At 71.2% G+C, this 15491-nt stretch carries 15 protein-coding genes; 7 read left to right on the forward strand and 8 right to left on the reverse strand.

Annotated features, from left to right (window positions below):
* Window position 1 precedes the first annotated feature (1 nt).
* Together ACZ3I3_RS34720 and map are read right to left on the reverse strand one after the other, a co-directional pair.
* Window positions 2–1600: a TIGR03086 family metal-binding protein gene (locus ACZ3I3_RS34720; protein ID WP_467371586.1), complete on the reverse strand. Its 1599-nt coding sequence runs from the start codon at window positions 1598–1600 to the stop codon at window positions 2–4.
* A 164-nt stretch (window positions 1601–1764) separates the two neighbouring features.
* A complete protein-coding gene (map, locus tag ACZ3I3_RS34725; protein WP_467371588.1) occupies window positions 1765–2532 on the reverse strand; it encodes a type I methionyl aminopeptidase in 768 nt (255 codons plus the stop codon).
* 66 nt (window positions 2533–2598) lie between these two features.
* On the opposite strand from map, the gene ACZ3I3_RS34730 reads away from it, so the two are divergent.
* Window positions 2599–2904, forward strand: a complete 306-nt coding sequence (locus ACZ3I3_RS34730; protein WP_467371590.1) for a helix-turn-helix domain-containing protein — start codon at window positions 2599–2601, stop codon at window positions 2902–2904.
* Between the two features lie 91 nt (window positions 2905–2995).
* Here ACZ3I3_RS34730 and ACZ3I3_RS34735 read toward each other — a convergent pair whose 3' ends face one another.
* Window positions 2996–3463 carry a MarR family winged helix-turn-helix transcriptional regulator gene (locus tag ACZ3I3_RS34735; protein WP_467371592.1) on the reverse strand — a complete coding sequence of 156 codons (468 nt, stop codon included), beginning with the start codon at window positions 3461–3463 and terminating at the stop codon, window positions 2996–2998.
* Between the two features lie 102 nt (window positions 3464–3565).
* On the opposite strand from ACZ3I3_RS34735, the gene ACZ3I3_RS34740 reads away from it, so the two are divergent.
* Window positions 3566–4780 (forward strand): amidohydrolase family protein, encoded by a 1215-nt coding sequence (locus ACZ3I3_RS34740; RefSeq protein ID WP_467371594.1) that lies wholly within the window; start codon window positions 3566–3568, stop codon window positions 4778–4780.
* 145 nt (window positions 4781–4925) lie between these two features.
* Here the strand turns inward: ACZ3I3_RS34740 and ACZ3I3_RS34745 are convergent, their stop codons facing one another.
* The gene (locus ACZ3I3_RS34745; protein WP_467371596.1) at window positions 4926–5582 is read right to left on the reverse strand and encodes a response regulator; all 657 of its coding nucleotides are present in this window, start codon (window positions 5580–5582) and stop codon (window positions 4926–4928) included.
* A complete protein-coding gene (locus tag ACZ3I3_RS34750; protein ID WP_467371598.1) occupies window positions 5579–6733 on the reverse strand; it encodes a sensor histidine kinase in 1155 nt (384 codons plus the stop codon). The genes ACZ3I3_RS34745 and ACZ3I3_RS34750 overlap by 4 nt, the downstream gene beginning before the upstream one ends.
* 380 nt (window positions 6734–7113) lie before the next feature.
* Between ACZ3I3_RS34750 and ACZ3I3_RS34755 the strand changes: the two genes are divergently transcribed.
* Entirely contained in the window at window positions 7114–8100 is a 987-nt protein-coding gene (locus ACZ3I3_RS34755; RefSeq protein WP_467371600.1) for an ABC transporter ATP-binding protein, read from the forward strand.
* Entirely contained in the window at window positions 8097–9131 is a 1035-nt protein-coding gene (locus ACZ3I3_RS34760; protein WP_467371602.1) for an ABC transporter permease, read from the forward strand. Before ACZ3I3_RS34755 ends, ACZ3I3_RS34760 begins: the two co-directional genes overlap by 4 nt.
* Window positions 9132–9252: 121 nt before the next feature.
* On the opposite strand, the gene ACZ3I3_RS34765 is transcribed toward ACZ3I3_RS34760, so the two are convergent.
* The gene (locus ACZ3I3_RS34765) at window positions 9253–10071 is read right to left on the reverse strand and encodes a rhomboid family intramembrane serine protease (protein WP_467371604.1); all 819 of its coding nucleotides are present in this window, start codon (window positions 10069–10071) and stop codon (window positions 9253–9255) included.
* Between the two features lie 134 nt (window positions 10072–10205).
* Between ACZ3I3_RS34765 and ACZ3I3_RS34770 the strand changes: the two genes are divergently transcribed.
* A complete protein-coding gene (locus ACZ3I3_RS34770) occupies window positions 10206–10538 on the forward strand; it encodes a hypothetical protein (RefSeq protein WP_467371606.1) in 333 nt (110 codons plus the stop codon).
* Window positions 10539–10662: 124 nt separating this feature from the next.
* Here the strand turns inward: ACZ3I3_RS34770 and ACZ3I3_RS34775 are convergent, their stop codons facing one another.
* Window positions 10663–12054, reverse strand: a complete 1392-nt coding sequence (locus ACZ3I3_RS34775) for an FAD-dependent oxidoreductase (protein ID WP_467371608.1) — start codon at window positions 12052–12054, stop codon at window positions 10663–10665.
* Window positions 12055–12081: 27 nt separating this feature from the next.
* Window positions 12082–13083, reverse strand: a complete 1002-nt coding sequence (locus ACZ3I3_RS34780; protein ID WP_467371610.1) for a DUF4349 domain-containing protein — start codon at window positions 13081–13083, stop codon at window positions 12082–12084.
* A 158-nt stretch (window positions 13084–13241) separates the two neighbouring features.
* Between ACZ3I3_RS34780 and hemG the strand changes: the two genes are divergently transcribed.
* Together hemG and hemQ are read left to right on the forward strand one after the other, a co-directional pair.
* Window positions 13242–14705: a protoporphyrinogen oxidase gene (hemG, locus tag ACZ3I3_RS34785; RefSeq protein ID WP_467371612.1), complete on the forward strand. Its 1464-nt coding sequence runs from the start codon at window positions 13242–13244 to the stop codon at window positions 14703–14705.
* A gap of 5 nt (window positions 14706–14710) precedes the next feature.
* A complete protein-coding gene (hemQ, locus tag ACZ3I3_RS34790) occupies window positions 14711–15454 on the forward strand; it encodes a hydrogen peroxide-dependent heme synthase (RefSeq protein WP_356923345.1) in 744 nt (247 codons plus the stop codon).
* The last annotated feature ends 37 nt before the right edge of the window (window positions 15455–15491 follow it).

Here is a 15491-nt window from a genome sequence, read left to right on the forward strand (position 1 = left end):
GTCATGTGACTGAGCGGCCCAGGTAGGCGGCGAGACGGTCGAGTGGGCCGGCGTCATCGGGGACCGGCTGCGGCGGAGCGAAGGAACCGGCGGTAGTACGGGGCAGGTCGCCGTAGATCTCGCGTACGACGGGGAGGGCTGTCTCAGCGACGTGCTGAACGGTGTCGTAGGGGTGCCCGATGGCCTGGGCCAGGTCCCAGCCGTGGACCAGCATCTCGATCACCAACTGCTCGACGAGCCGTCGCCCGGGAGCGGGCCCGTAGCGCTGCTCGAGCATGCCCGGGCGCCTGAAGGCCGATCGTGCGGCCTGGGATGCGGTACGGAATGCCGCGACATGGTCATCCCCGAGGTGGTCGGCGGTGAAGTCGGAACGGGGAGCTCCGTCGGCCAGGCCGGCCCACAGCAGGTTCTCCCAGACCAGGTGGTTGAGGAGGGTGCGAACGTCCCAGTCGGCGCAGGGCGTTGGCCGGTCGAACTGGTCCGGTTCCACCGCGGAGACGAGCCCGCCGACGGCGTCCAGGACTTCGTCACAGGCGTGGAGCACGCCCGTCGGTTCCCACACGTCCTGCCCACCGTCGTACAACTGGGCGAGTTGCGCGGCTCGTGCACCGGGTTCAGGATGCGCCCGCAGTGCCGCAGTCAGCCATCGGCCGGCTGCCGCCATGCTGGGCCGCACGGGCCAGCCGTTGATGATGCACAGCAGCTGCCAGTACCGCTCCACGTGGGTGTCGGAGGCGACTTCGAGCTGCTCGAGGAGCAGGCTTCTGGCCTGCGCGTCGTCGACGAGCTCCTTTCCGTCCGGAGCGGCCTGCGTGGGGATCCAGGTCGCCACGATGGCGGTGACGACGGGATCGGCTGCCGGCGAGTCCGGGGCGATGCCTTGCGCCCTCGCTGTCTCCACTCGCCGCAGCCAGTCGTCTGTCGCCTGCTCTGCGTCCCGCAACGCGCTGTCGTCGTGCTCGCCTGGGTGGTGTTCGGCGGCGTAGCGGGCCATACGGCGCACACTGGCGCGCAGAGCCGGATTCCTGACGAGTTCGCCTAGTTCGAGCCAGGCGTCGACCTGCTCGTCGGTGGGATCGGCGGGCAGGTCAGGGGTGGCCGCCAGCAGGCCCCGGCGGTAGGTGGGTACGTCCAGTTCTCCCAGGGTGTCGGTGACGAAGCCCTGGATGATGGCACGGCGTTCGGCGGCGGACATGCGCGCCAGCTCGGTCATGGTGGTGAGCCCCTCGGCAGTGGTGTTGCGGCGGGTGACGGAGCGCAGCACGGCCTGCTGCGTTCGCAGCGTGCGGATCTGCTTCTCCAGCGCGTCGATGTGCGTCGCGGCCACCTCTGAAAGGGTGCTCTCGCGCTCCAGTACGTCCCGGATCGTCGCCAGCCCCAGGCCCAGCCCTCGCAGTGTCTGCGCCAGCTGCAGCCGGGCCAGTGCCTCGGTGCCGTACAGCCGGTAGCCGGCCGGAGTCCGACGTGCCGGGTGAACGACCCCGGCGTCCGACCAGTGCCGGATCAGCTTCACCGACAGCCCGGTCTTCCGGGCGACCTCCCCGATACTCCAGAGCGTGTTGTCACCGACGTGCATGCGCTCCACCCTTGGGTCTCCCATGCAGGGAGAGTCAACAGGCACCCGGCTTCCGCCCGACGGCTGGGCGCAGACAGGTAGCACCGGTGTTCTGCCTGCGCGTCCGGCGGTCGGCCCCGCGGACCAGCTCGTGGACACCCTCATCACCCGAACGGCAACCGCATCTGGCGGACTCGGCGCTACCCCCCTTACGGTCGGGTGAGAATTTCGGCTCCGCTGTCGGTGATGGCGATGGTGTGCTCGCTGTGCGCGGTCCGGCAGCCTGTCGCGCTGCGCAGCGTCCAGCCGTCGGCGTCGGTGACGAGTGTGGCAGTGTCGGCCATGACCCAGGGCTCCAGGGCGAGCAGCAGTCCGGGGCGCAGCTTGTATCCGCGGCCGGGCCGTCCGGTGTTCGCGACGTGTGGGTCCTGGTGCATGGTCGAGCCGATGCCGTGGCCTCCGAACTCGGTGTTGATCGGGTAGCCCGCCTCGCTGAGGACCGTGCCGATGGCGTGGGAGAGGTCGCCGACACGGGCCCCAGGCTTGGCGGCGGCGATGCCGGCGGCGAGTGCACGTTCGGTCGTCTCGATCATCGCGACGCTCTCCGCCGGCCTGGCCTTGCCCACCAGAAAGCTGATCGCGGCGTCCGCGGCCACCCCGCCCCTGGCTACGGCGAGGTCGAGAGTCAGCAGATCCCCGTCTGCCAGCGTGTAGTTGTGAGGCCGCCCATGGAGCACTCCGTCGTTGACGGCCGTGCAGATGTAGTGCCCGAACGGGCCGCGCCCGAAGGAAGGCGCGTAGTCGACGTAGCAGGACTGCGCTCCCGCCTCGATGATCATCTCCTTGGCCCACTGGTCGATGTCCAGCAGGTTCGTCCCGACCGTGCTGCGCTGCTTCAGCGTGTGCAGGATGTTTCCGACCAGGGCGCCGGTGTCCCTCGCCCGCTCGAGCTGCGCGGAGTTCAGGATCTCAATCATGGGGGGCCTCTCACCTATGTTCCAATAACTATCCCGGTATTACTGTACCGGTATTAGAATGGGGTCATGGTCAGGTTGCCGCTCACCCCCGCCGAGGTAGAACGCGGACAGCGCCTTGGCGCCCTGCTCCGCCGAGCCCGGGGCTGCCGCTCGATGCTGGACGTGGCGCTCGCTTCGCACATCTCGCCGGAAACTCTGCGGAAGATCGAATCCGGCCGTGTGGCCACCCCCGCCTTCCCGACCATCGCAGCGATCGCCGACACCCTCGGCCTGTCTCTCGACGCCGTCTGGGCCGAGATCAGCCAGGCGGAGCGAACCGTCGAGGATCAGTCGGTCCTGCCTGTCGCACGGCATCCATTGCTGGCTTCGTGACGCCGCACTCGGAGAGTCGGCGGCAGCTCGCCCGACAGTGCGATCGACGCCTCGGCTCCTGGCCGTGACTCGGTCTCGGGGCGCTGCTCGTTCAATCGCTGCTTGTGGTCTGTTTCCTGGACCAGGCGGTGGCGTCGGCTGCGTATCGAGTCAGGAGCCGGGCGAACTGGGTCCGTTCCTCCGGTGACCAGGCGGCGGTGATCTCCAGGAACGCTTCCCGCTGTTCGACGGCGAAGCGGTTGCGTTCGGCCTCGCCGTGCTCGGTGAGTTCGAGCACGGTGCGGCGTCCGTCGGACTGGGATGCCGCCCGCCGCAGCAGCCCGTCCGCTATGCAGGCGGCGACGGTCCGGCTGGCCACCGGCTGCGCGACGCCCATCTCGGCGGCAAGCCCGCCGACGGTCGTCTCGCCCGGCGCGTCGGCGATGACGTTGAGCACGAGGTTGCGCGAGAGGTCCTTGCCCGATGCCGGTGCGCGGCGCCGCAGACGGGACAGCGCCGGGCCGATCTGGTCCAGCGCCGGGTCGTCGGGGGGCTGCTCGGAGGAGGACGTGCTGCTCATGTGCCGAGTCTAGGTCCGCCCGGCACATTTGCATACCATTCAATAAGTACATAGCATCGGGTATGTAAATCTTGAACTAGCTAGGGAATGAGGCGGACCGCCATGGCGCTCACCGCGATCACCAACGCGCAGATCTTCGACGGGGAGAAGGCGGTCGGCGTGCGGACCGTGGTCATCGACGGCGGGAGGATCGCCCGCGTCGGTGGCGACGCTCCCGAGGGCAGCGAGATCGTCGACGGCAGCGGCGCCACACTGCTGCCGGGACTCATCGACGCCCACGTCCACTCCGCCCCGGGCTCCCTGGCGCTCGCCCTGCGGTTCGGGGTGACGACCGAACTGGAGATGCAGGGGATGAACACCCGGGAGAACCGGGGGGCCATCACCGATGACGACACACAGGCCGACGTGCGCTCCTCCGGCTTCGCCATCACACCGCCCGGTGGTCACCCGAGCGAGCTGATGCCCGAAGGGTTCCGGCCCAAGTGGGACCTACCCCCGGTGATGCCCCTGATGCCCCTCTCCACCACACCCGAAGAGGCCGCCGCCTTCGTGCCTCAGCTCCTCGCCCGGGGGTCCGACTTCATCAAGTTCATGATCGACGACGGCAGCGTGGAGGGACACCCTGGGCTGCCCGCGCTCGACCAGGCCACCGTGCACGCCGGTGTCGCCGAAGCCAAGAAGTACGGCGCACTGACCGTGGCCCACGCGCTGACCCTGGAGGCCACCAGGACGGCCGCCGAAGCCGGCATCGACGGCGTCACCCACGTGTTCATGGACCAGCCGCACACCGCCGAGATCATCAGGCTGATCAAGGACGCGGGCATGTTCGTCATCCCCTGCGTCACCCTCAACGCCTCGATGATGGGAATCACCGGCAGCGAGCTCGCCGACGACCCCCGGGTCGCCGCACGCCTCGACGCCGACTGGGACCGGACCCTGCGCTCCAGCTACAACCGCTACCCGCAGGGCAAGCTCCACGACGTGTACGACACCGTGCGCGCGCTGGACGCCGCCGGTGTCGACGTGCTGGCCGGCACCGACGTCTCCATGCCCGAGACGTTCTTCGGGGGCCTGGCACACGGAGCGAGCCTGCACCACGAACTGCAATACCTGGTGGCGGCCGGTCTCACACCCGCACGGGCCCTGCGCGCGGCCACGGCGACCACGGCCCGCCGCTTCCGCCTCAGCGACCGGGGCCGCATCGCCGAGGGCCTTCGCGCCGACCTCCTGCTGGTCGACGGCGACCCGACCAGCAACATCAGCGACACCCTCAACACCCGTGCCGTCTGGCGCCGCGGCACCCGCTTGGCGGCATGACCGCGGTCCCACCCCTTCGAGGGAGGGACGCCCATGGCGGCGGTGACCCGGAGCGAGGCGTTCGAGCAGCCGACCGCCGTCATCGACGCGCGATCCGCCAAGCTCAACTGTTCCACGAGCCCGCTCTACGAGCGCGCCCGCTTTCTCACCCTCGCCCGTCGACGACCCCGGATTCCCAGGCCCAAGCGGCGATCTCCACACGGTTGCGGGCTGAGAGCTTGATCTGCACGTTGGAGAGATGAGTCTTCACCGTGCCGACCGAGATGGTCAGTTCGGTGGCGATCTCGGCGTTGGTCAGCCCTCTGGCCACCAGGCGCACCAGGTCGTTCTCCCGTGCGGACAGTGCGGTGTGCGGTTCCCGGGGGGCGGGCACGGCGCTGTTGAGGCGCCGCAGCAGCCGGACGGTGATAGCCGGGCTGACCAGCGCCTCGCCGGAGGCGGCCGCCCTGATGGCCTCGACGAGGAGGGCGGGGCCCGAGTCTTTGATCAGGAATCCGGAGGCGCCTTCGCCCAGAGCGCGGTGGACGTACTCGTCGTCGTCGAACGTCGTCACCACGACGACCTTCGGCGGATCAACGGTGCCGGGGCGGGTCAGTCTGCGCAGTGCCTCCAGCCCGTCCATGCGGGGCATGCGGATGTCCATCAGCACCACGTCGGGCCGGTTGCGCTCGGCGAGTTCCACTGCGTGTACCCCGTCCGTGGCCTCGCCGACGACCTCGATGTCGTCTTCCGCAGCGAGGATCATCGCGAACCCGGCACGGACCATGGCCTGGTCGTCGGCGATCAGCACACGGATCGTCATGACGCCGCCGCCTTCGCCGGGGAGGCGGCCGGGGAGACGGGGAGCGTCGCCTCGACGGCCCAGCCGCCGGCCGTCACCGGGCCCGCCTCGACGTTTCCGCCGATCAGGCCCACCCGCTCGGCCAAGCCCTTCAGCCCGAAGCCGCTCTGGGAGAGGTGACGCGGCCGTCCGTCGTCGCTGACCCGTACGGTGAGCCGGTCTCCCGAGCGGTCCACACGCACCCGCACCTCGGTGCACCCGTGGGCGTGTTTGCGTACGTTGGTGAGGGCCTCCATCACCACCCGGTGCGCGGTGGTGGACACCTCGACCGGCAGGTCGTCGAGGTTCCCCTCCAGTTCGAGCCGAGCAGGGGCGCCGCCGACGGCCGAGAACTCCTCGACGAGCGTACGCACTTCACCGATGCCCGCCAGCGGCGTCAGTGTCACGTCGCCGTCGGCGTCACGCAGCATCCCCACCATGTGCCGCATCGAGGTCAGTGCCTCCGAGCCCGCCTGTTCGATCCGCTGCAGCGCGGGCGGTACGAGCTCGGGCCGCCGGCCGGCGATCGCCTGGGCTCCCTGCGCCTGCACGACGATGCCGGTCACGTGGTGGGCGACGAAGTCGTGCAGGTCCCTGGCGAACGCTGTCCGCTGCTCAAGGCGGAGGGCCGCCGCCTGCCGCCGCCGGTCCGCCAGGAGCAGGCGCATGCCGAGGCCGATGCCCAGCGCCGTGACCGCTGCCAGGGCGAAGAGCAGCGCCATGATGGTGGTGGACTGCCGCACCGAGACCGACACCGGCCGCAGCACGATCGCCATGCCCAGCAGAGGGACGGCGAGCACCCCCCACGAGGGCTTCCCTCGTCGGGCGACAAGCAGCAGGAGCCACACGAGCGCCGCCGGCTCGGCGAATCCCAACGGCTGCGAGGCGCCCACCATTTCCAGGTGTATCCAGACCGAGAGGCACAGCGACCCGACCGCGCACACGCAGGCGGCCACCGGCAGCGCCCGGCTGTCGAGCCGGGGTGAGACGACGGCGAGAGCGACGATCACGAGGGCGCCGATCAGCTTGGCGGGGCCGTGGTAGGGGATCCAGTAGAGGCCGCCTGCCCAGTCGAGCACGACAAGGCCGACCAGGGCTCCGCCGAGCAGCATCCACGCCGTGACGGGCAGCATCCACTCCGTGCCGGGCGGTAACTGCGAACGTCCCGTCTCCCTTGTTGCCGTGGGTGTGGGCGCTTCGTCCGCCGCCTGCACCATCTCTCTCACCGTCCTTCCGGCGGACCGGCCGAAAGTCGGAGCCGGCCTCGCATGATCTGTCTTTCACCCGATCCGCCGCGAGACGCCGCGGAGGAGAGTCGTGGTCACCGGGCGGCGTTCGCCATTCATCACGCAAGGACCACGTCATGATCACGGCCGACATCACCTTAGTGGGGAGCCCCGGAGGATCTGGAGCCCGCGTCGGCGGCTTCCCGGCAGTGGTCGACCGTACCCAGCCGGCGCTCTTCCCCACACGCACAGGGCCGGCCCTCCCCTCACACGCACAGGAGCCACACATGGACCACCCAGGGACGCATCGCGGAAACGGAACGGGTTTCGCACCCCCCGTCGGCGAATCGGCGATCGAGGCCCATGGGCTCGGCAAGCAGTACCGGCGCGGCTGGGCATTGCGGGACGTTTCCTTCCGGCTGCCGGCCGGGCGGGTCTGCGGCCTCGTCGGCCCCAACGGCGCCGGCAAGAGCACCCTGATGGGACTGGCCACCAACATGATCCGGCCGACGGCCGGCAGCCTGCGGGTGTTCGGCGCGGCACCGGGGTCGACGGAGTCGGTCCTGCGCACCGCGTTCCTCACCCAGGAGAAGCCGCTGTTCAGGCGCTTCACCGTGGCCGAGACCCTGCGCCTCGGCCGTGAGCTCAACCCCCAGTGGGACCAGGAGGTCGCCGAGGGCATCGTCCACGCGGGCCGGGTGCCGCTGAAAGCGAGGATCGGCACGCTGTCCGGCGGGCAGCGCACCCGCGTCGCCTTCGCCCTGGCTTTCGGGAAGCGCCCCGACCTGCTCATCCTCGACGAGCCGATGTCCGATCTGGACCCGCTGGTGCGCCGCGAACTCATGGCCACGCTGACGGCGGAGGCCGCCGAGCACGGCACCACGGTCCTGGTGTCCTCGCACATGCTCGCCGAGCTGGAGTACATCTGCGACTACCTCCTCGTCGTCGCGAACGGAGGTCTCCGTCTCGCGGGCGAGGTGGACGAACTACGCGCCGCACACGCCCTGCTCGACATCCCCGGGGGCGGCTCGATGCCCGCCGTCGCACCCCACACCGTCATCGAGCCCCACCGCGGCGAGGGCCGGCCGGGCGTCCTGGTGCGGCTGGGCGCTCCGATCACGTCCGGCGGGCCGGTCACGCCTCCCACCCTGGAAGAGCTGCTGCTCGCCTATCTGCGTGCACCCGACGCGCCCTCGCTGATCGCCCCCAGCGCCCGCGTCGGCGACATCCACGACATCATCGCCCGCGACCGGCAGAAGGCTGTGACCGCATGACCACGCTCACTGACGACCTGGCCCACACGGCGCCCGCCGGGCGCCCGCAGAACGCACCGGGCTCCCGGCAGGCCGGCCCGAGGCTCGGCGGTACGGCCTGGCTCGTCTGGCGCCAGCACCGCGCCGCGTTCTGGACCCTCATCGCCCTCACCCTCCTGTGCGCGGCCGTGATGGTCTTTCTGCGCGGGCAGGTGGTGGACCACCTGGACGCGCACCCGCAGAAGTCCGATGGCCTGCCGCCCGATTCCGAGAAGTACACGGCCCGGCTTTTCAGCTTCGGCGGATACCTGGGCTACGTCCCTCTCCTCACGGGTGTCCTGCTCGGTGCCCCGCTCATCGCGGGCGACCTGGAATCAGGCACCGCCAAACTGGTGACCTCGCAGTCCGTCAGCCGGTTGCGCTGGCTCACCACGAAGATCGCCATGCCCGCCGCGCTGATCGCACTGTCCACCGCGATACTCGCCGCCGTCTTCAACTGGTGGTGGAGCCCGGTCAAGGGACGGTCCGACACACTGGAGTGGACCAGCGGCGCGTTCTTCGACGTCACCTGGGTGATGCCGGTGGCCTACGCCCTGCTGACGTTCGTCGTGGGCGCAGCGGTCGGCATGCTCCTGCGCCGCACGCTGGTGTCGATGGTGGTCACGCTCGGCATCGTCGTGGCGATCGGGGTCGTCTGGGACCGCTTCCGGCTGGACCTGGGCAACCTCCTGTCGGTCAGCACGGACAAGGGAGTCGGACCCGGCGCCGCACGGCCGAAGCTGCCCGCCGGGGCGGTGCAGCAGGGCGAGGGCACCTACTTCCTCACCAGCTCCGGAGCCCGTCTGGACTGGACCGCCTGCCTCGACAAGATCGACAACGACCGGGCACACACCGCCTGCCTGGAGTCCAAGCACGTCATCGGCTGGTCCATCGACTACCTCCCCATCTCCCAGATGCACACGATGCAGTGGCTCGGAGCGGGCATCATGCTCGCCGTCGCCGCCGCCGTCGTCACCTTCATCATCTTCTGGGGCCGCAAGCGCCTGCTGTGACGTCCCGGCAGGGGAGAGGAGTCAGGGGCACCTGCGGGCTGAAACCGGGCCCTTGCCTCGTCATCCTGGTGCTCGTCGGAGCGCATGACTCTCTCCTTGCGTCGAGTCGGCGCTGCCGTTCTCACCATCCCGGCCGCGCCCGCCTCCCGAGCAGCAGCCCCCGCGGCTCCGGAGGCGGCGGGGTGCCGGGCCGCAGCGGCCACGCCAGCAGCATGCCCGCGACGAAGCCGACGACGTGCGCAAGGTAGGCCACAGTGCCGGCGTCGGAGACGCCCTCGCCGGAGGAGTACACCGCCTGGAGCCCGAACCAGAAGCCGAGCACGATCCACGCCGGCAACCGCAGTGGCAGGAAGATCAGGAAGGGCACCAGTACCCAGACCCGGGCCTTCGGGTAGAGCACCAGATAGGCGCCCAGGACCCCGGCGATCGCCCCGGAAGCGCCGATCAGAGGGGCGGCCGAGTCGGCGTTCACGAGGGCGAAAACATACGCGGCTGCGTAGCCGCAGGCCACGTAGAACAGGAGGAAGCGGATGTGGCCCATCCGATCCTCGATGTTGTTGCCGAAGATCCACAGGAACAGCATGTTGCCCAGCAGATGCAGCCAGCTGCCGTGCAGGAACATCGCCGTCAGGACGCTCAGCTCCGGCGACTTGCCGTAGGGCGGCGGACCGACCACGCAGCCGGCTCCCTGCGGGCCCACCCCGATGTCGCCCGTGGGCACCAGCCGGGGCATCCGGTGGTGGATCAGCTCCCGCGGGACCGCCGCGTACTGGTCGAGGAACGCCTGGAGGTGGCACAGCTGGGCCAGGCTGCTCTCGCCGACGACGGAACCGGCCATGCCGGGAGTGAGCAGGAACACGACGATGGAGGCGGCGAGCAGCGCGTACGTCACCCAGGGGGTGCGTCGCACCGGGTTCACGTCATGAACGGGAATGACCACGCCCCACGTGTGCCCGGGGCGTCGCCGGTGAATCGGTCCGGCCGGTGAACGCAGCGGTCAGGGCGTGCGTATGTGTCGGCAACCGCCCGCGGCGCGGGGAAGGCGGGTCGCGGGGCCGACGTGAGGAACAGGCGATGAACGACCGAGTTACTCCTCCGATGCACGCCCTGCCCGACGGCGAGGCGGAGCTGACGCTGGTGGTGCGGCTGCCGTGGGAGGACGTGGCCCGCCTCGGCCAGGAGGCCGGGCGGCTGGCGGCCCAGATGCGGCGGCCCGTGACGCTGGAGGAGGCGGTGAGCCACCGGTTGCGGTCGACGCGGGTGGCGTCCCACGCGAAGCCGGCGGGGGAGCAGCCGCCGGCGGTGACGGCGGCTTCGGCGTCGGTGTCGTCCTTGCCGTCGCGGCCGCCGGCGGAGCAGGCGCGGCAGGCCATCGACCGGATCACTGGAACGGCTGGGACCGCGTAGGGGCTCGCCGTAGGGGTGCGGATTCGTTGCCGGGTGCGGGTTCGTCGTGGTCGTTCGCGCCCACGCGGCGGAGCCGCACATTGATACAGCCCCGCGCCCCTGAGGTGCCTGGCTCCACCGTCCTCTACAAAGAACTGCGCACCTTCGCCGCCGCCTTGCGGGCCGCTACCAACACCGGGTCCCAGACCGGGGAGAACGGTGGGGCGTAGCCCAGGTCCAGGGTGGTCATCTGTTCTGCCGTCATGCCCGCCGTGAGGGCGACCGCCGCGATGTCGACCCGTTTGCCCGCACCCTCCCGGCCGACGATCTGGACGCCGAGGAGGCGGCCCGTGCGCAGTTCGGCGAGCATCTTGACCGTCATGGGGGAGGCGTCCGGGTAGTAGCCCGCGCGGCTGGTCGACTCGATGGTGACCGCCTCGAAGCGCAGGCCCACGCGGTGGGCGTCCTTCTCGCGCAGTCCCGTGCGCGCGATCTCCAGGTCGCAGACCTTGCTGACCGCCGTCCCGACCACGCCCGGGAAGGTGGCGTAGCCGCCGCCCACGTTGGTGCCGATGACCTGGCCGTGCTTGTTGGCGTGGGTGCCGAGCGCGATGTGCCGTTCCTGGCCGGAGACCAGGTCGAGGACCTCGACGCAGTCGCCGCCCGCCCAGATGTCCTCGTGGCCGCGCACCCGCATCGAGCGGTCCGTGAGGAGGCCGCCGTGGGTGCCGAGAGGGAGGCCGGCGGCCTTCGCGAGACTCGTCTCGGGGCGGACGCCGATGCCGAGCACGACGACGTCCGCCGGGAAGTCGCGGTCCTGCGTGGCCACCGCCCGGACCCGGCCGTCGTCCCCGGTCACGATTCCCGTGACCTCGGCGTCGTTCACCATCGTGATGCCCAGGCCCTCCATGGCCTTGTGCACCAGGCGGCCCATGTCGGGGTCGAGAGTCGACATGGGCTCGCTGCCGCGGTTGACGACCGTCACCTCGTAGCCGCGGTTGATGAGCGCCTCGGCCATCTCCACGCCGATGTAGCCGGCCCCGACGACCACCGCGCGGCGGCCACGCGTGCGTGCCAGCGTGTCGAGCAGCGCCTGGCCGTCGTCCAGCGTCTGCACGCCGTGCACCCCGGGCGCGTCCATGCCGGGCATGTCCGGCCGGATCGGCCGGGCACCGGTCGCGATCACGAGTTTGTCGTACGAGGTCCAGGACTCGGCGCCGGAGTCGACGTCACGCGCGCGTACCCGCTGCCCGTCGAGGTCGATGTCCGTGACCTCGGTGCGCAGCCGCAGATCGATGTCCCGCGCGCGGTGCTCCTCGGGGGTGCGGGCGATGAGCCGGTCCCGGTCGGTGACGTCGCCGCCCACCCAGTACGGGATGCCGCACGCCGAGTACGACGTGAAGTGGCCGCGTTCGAACGCCACGATCTCCAGCTCGTCGGGGCCTTTCAGACGGCGCGCCTGCGACGCCGCGGACATCCCCGCGGCGTCGCCGCCGATCACGACCAGTCGCTCCCTGCGCGTACGGCTCATGTTCATGCGAACACGCTACGGGAGCAGGGCATTTCAGTCCTGCTCGGCAGGCTCGTCAGGAGTGCGCGCGGGCGTGGACCCCGGGGCCGGCCGGGCCGTGGGAAGCGGGCCCAGGGCGCTCATGGCGGGCGCGGGGCGCGGGCGGCGCGGGAGGCGGGGACGGACGACGCGCAGCCACAGCAGCGCGAGCAGGGCGGCCACCGCCGCGAACGGCAGGACCGCGCCGAGGGCCACCGCGAGCCAGCGCAGCATCGTCACGAACGCGTTCCAGCCGCCCGCGAGCGCGTCCACGAACCCCGGGTCGTCGTCCTTCGCCTGCTTCTTCACCGGGGTCTCGGACAGCGACAGGGTGATGGTGGCCAGGCTCGTGCGGTCCTTCAGGGACTCCTGGCGGGCGAGCAGCGCCTCCAGGTCGGCCTGGCGGGTGCTCAGCTCGCCCTCCAGGGTGACCACGTCGCTGAGCTTGGTGGCCTGGTCCATCAGCTTGCGGATCCGGGCCACACTCGCGCGCTGGGACTTGATCCGGCTCTCCACGTCCACGACCTGGTCGGTGACGTCCTCCGCCTTGGCGCTGCGGTCGAGGAGCTTGCCCGCGCCCTCCAGCTCGGTGAGGACCTCGTCGTACTTCTCGACGGGCACACGCAGCACGACCCGGGTGCGCTCGCGGCCCTCCGCGTCCCGGGTGGTGGTCTCGTTTCCGACGTAACCGCCCGCGTTCTCGGTGCTGGTGCGGGCCTCCTCCAGGGCCTTCGGGGCGTCCTTGACCTGCACGGTCAGCGAGGCCGTGCGGATGATGTGGGCCGTGGGGAGCTTCGCCGGCGCGGTCGCCCTGGCTCCGCTTCCGGCGCCGCCGGGGGCGGCCTCGTTCGCGCCGGCCTTGTCGTTCGCGTGCGGGGCGGCGACTCCCCGGTCGGCGGCACTGCTGCCGGCGGAGTCCTCTCCCGCGCCGCTGCATCCGGTGAGCGCGAGAGCCGCGGCCAGCAGGAGCGCTGCGAGCGCCGGGACGGGGTGGCGGACGGATCGTCGTGTGCGCATGTGGGCATCCCCCGGGGATCGGTTCGGCTGACGCTTCTTCGACGCCCGGGCGGTGCCGGACGTTTGGTCCGGGACGGTTCCGATGCGGTCACGGTCGGGACTCGTACCGGACACCGGGGCGCGGGAGCGCTGTCAGTGGGGTCTGAGAAGCTGGGGGCATGCGCGAAGTTCAAGCCCGTGCGGGCATGGGGCAGGTCGTCGTCATCGGGGCGGGCATCGCGGGACTGGCCGCGGCGCACCGGCTGCTGGAGCGCGGGGCGCGGGTGACCCTGCTGGAGGCCTCCGGCCGGGTGGGCGGCAAGCTGCTGCCCGGGGAGGTCGCGGGCGCGCGCGTGGACCTCGGCGCCGAGTCGATGCTGGCCCGCCGCCCCGAGGCGGTGGCGCTCGCCCGGGAGGTGGGCCTCGCCGACCGGCTCCAGCCGCCCGCGACGGCGACGGCCTCGATCTGGACCCGCGGCGCGCTGCGCCCCATGCCCAAGGGCCATGTGATGGGCGTGCCCGGCACCGCCGCCGCCCTGTCGGGTGTGCTGTCCGAGGAGGGCCTCGCCCGCATCGACCGCGACGCCGAACTGCCCCGCACGGAGGTCGGCGACGACGTGGCCGTCGGGGAGTACGTGGCGGAGCGCCTCGGCCGCGAGGTCGTCGACCGCCTGGTGGAACCTCTGCTGGGCGGTGTCTACGCGGGCGACGCGTACCGCATCTCGATGCGCTCGGCCGTCCCGCAGCTCTTCCAGGCGGCCCGCGGCCACGTCTCCCTGACGGAGGGGGTCCGCGAGATCCAGGCGAAGGCGGCCGCCGCTCAGCAGACCGGCCCGGTGTTCATGGGCATCCAGGGCGGCGTCGGCACGCTGCCCCTCGCGGTGGCCGAGTCGGTGCGGGCCCGCGGGGGCGAGATCCTCACGGGGACGCCGGTCACGGAGCTGAGCCACAGCGCGGCCGACGGCGGATGGCGCGTGGTCGCGGGGGAGCGGGTGCTGCGCGCGGACGCGGTGGTGCTCGCCGTCCCGGCCCCCGCCGCCGCCCGGCTCCTGCGCACGGAGTCCCCGGGAGCCGCCGCCGAGCTCGGCGGCGTCGAGTACGCCTCCATGGCGCTGGTCACCCTGGCCTACCGCCGTGCCGAGGCGGGCCTGCCCGAGGGCAGCGGCTTTCTCGTGCCGCCGGTGGACGGGCGCACCATCAAGGCGTCCACGTTCGCCTCGCAGAAGTGGGGCTGGATCGCCGGCGACAACCCCGGCCTCGTCGTCCTGCGCACCTCCGTCGGACGGTACGGCGAGACGGAGATCCTCCAGCGCGACGACAGCGAGCTCGTGAAGGTCTCCCGCCAGGACCTGAAGGCGGCCACCGGCCTGGACGCCGCACCCGTCGCCACCCGCGTCACCCGCTGGGACGACGGCCTGCCCCAGTACCCCGTCGGACACCACGCGCGCGTGGCCCGCATCCGCGAACACGTGGCGAAGCTCCCGGGCCTTGCCGTGTGCGGCGCGCCCTACGACGGCGTCGGCATCCCGGCGTGCATCGCGAGCGCGTACGCCGCCGTCGACCAGATCCACGGTGACCTGCGGGGTGTGCAGGAGCTCACCGCCCACCCGGTGCAGAGCCTGCACGGCGGAGCGGGAGAATGAGGAACATGAGTGACGACGCCTCCACCACGGCCTCCAGCGCCGAGCCCGACCGCATCCCGAACAAGGGCAAGCTGGCCAAGGACCTCAACGAGGTCATCCGCTACACGCTCTGGTCCGTCTTCAAGCTGAAGGACGTCCTCCCCGAGGACCGCGCCGGGTACGCCGACGAGGTCCAGGAGCTGTTCGACCAGCTCGCCGCCAAGGACGTGACCATCCGCGGCACGTACGACGTCTCGGGCCTGCGCGCCGACGCCGATCTCATGATCTGGTGGCACGCGGAGACCAGCGACGCGCTGCAGGAGGCGTACAACCTCTTCCGCCGCACGAGGCTGGGCCGGGCGCTCACGCCGGTGTGGTCGAACATGGCGCTGCACCGCCCCGCCGAGTTCAACCGCTCGCACATCCCGGCGTTCCTCGCCGACGAGACGCCCCGGAACTACGTGAGCGTCTACCCCTTCGTGCGCTCCTACGACTGGTACCTGCTGCCCGACGAGGACCGCCGCCGCATGCTCGCCGACCACGGCAAGATGGCCCGCGGCTTTCCCGACGTGCGCGCCAACACGGTCGCCTCGTTCTCCCTCGGCGACTACGAGTGGATCCTCGCCTTCGAGGCCGACGAGCTGTACCGCATCGTCGACCTGATGCGTCACCTGCGCGCCTCGGAGGCCCGTCGGCACGTCCGCGAGGAGGTCCCGTTCTTCACGGGCCGCCGCAAGGACATCGCCGAGCTGGTCGCGGGTCTGGCCTGATCAGCCGAGCGGTCCGCCGGCCCCGGGCTGCTCCGGG

It is taken from the genome of Streptomyces sp. NPDC016851 (genome assembly GCF_055562795.1).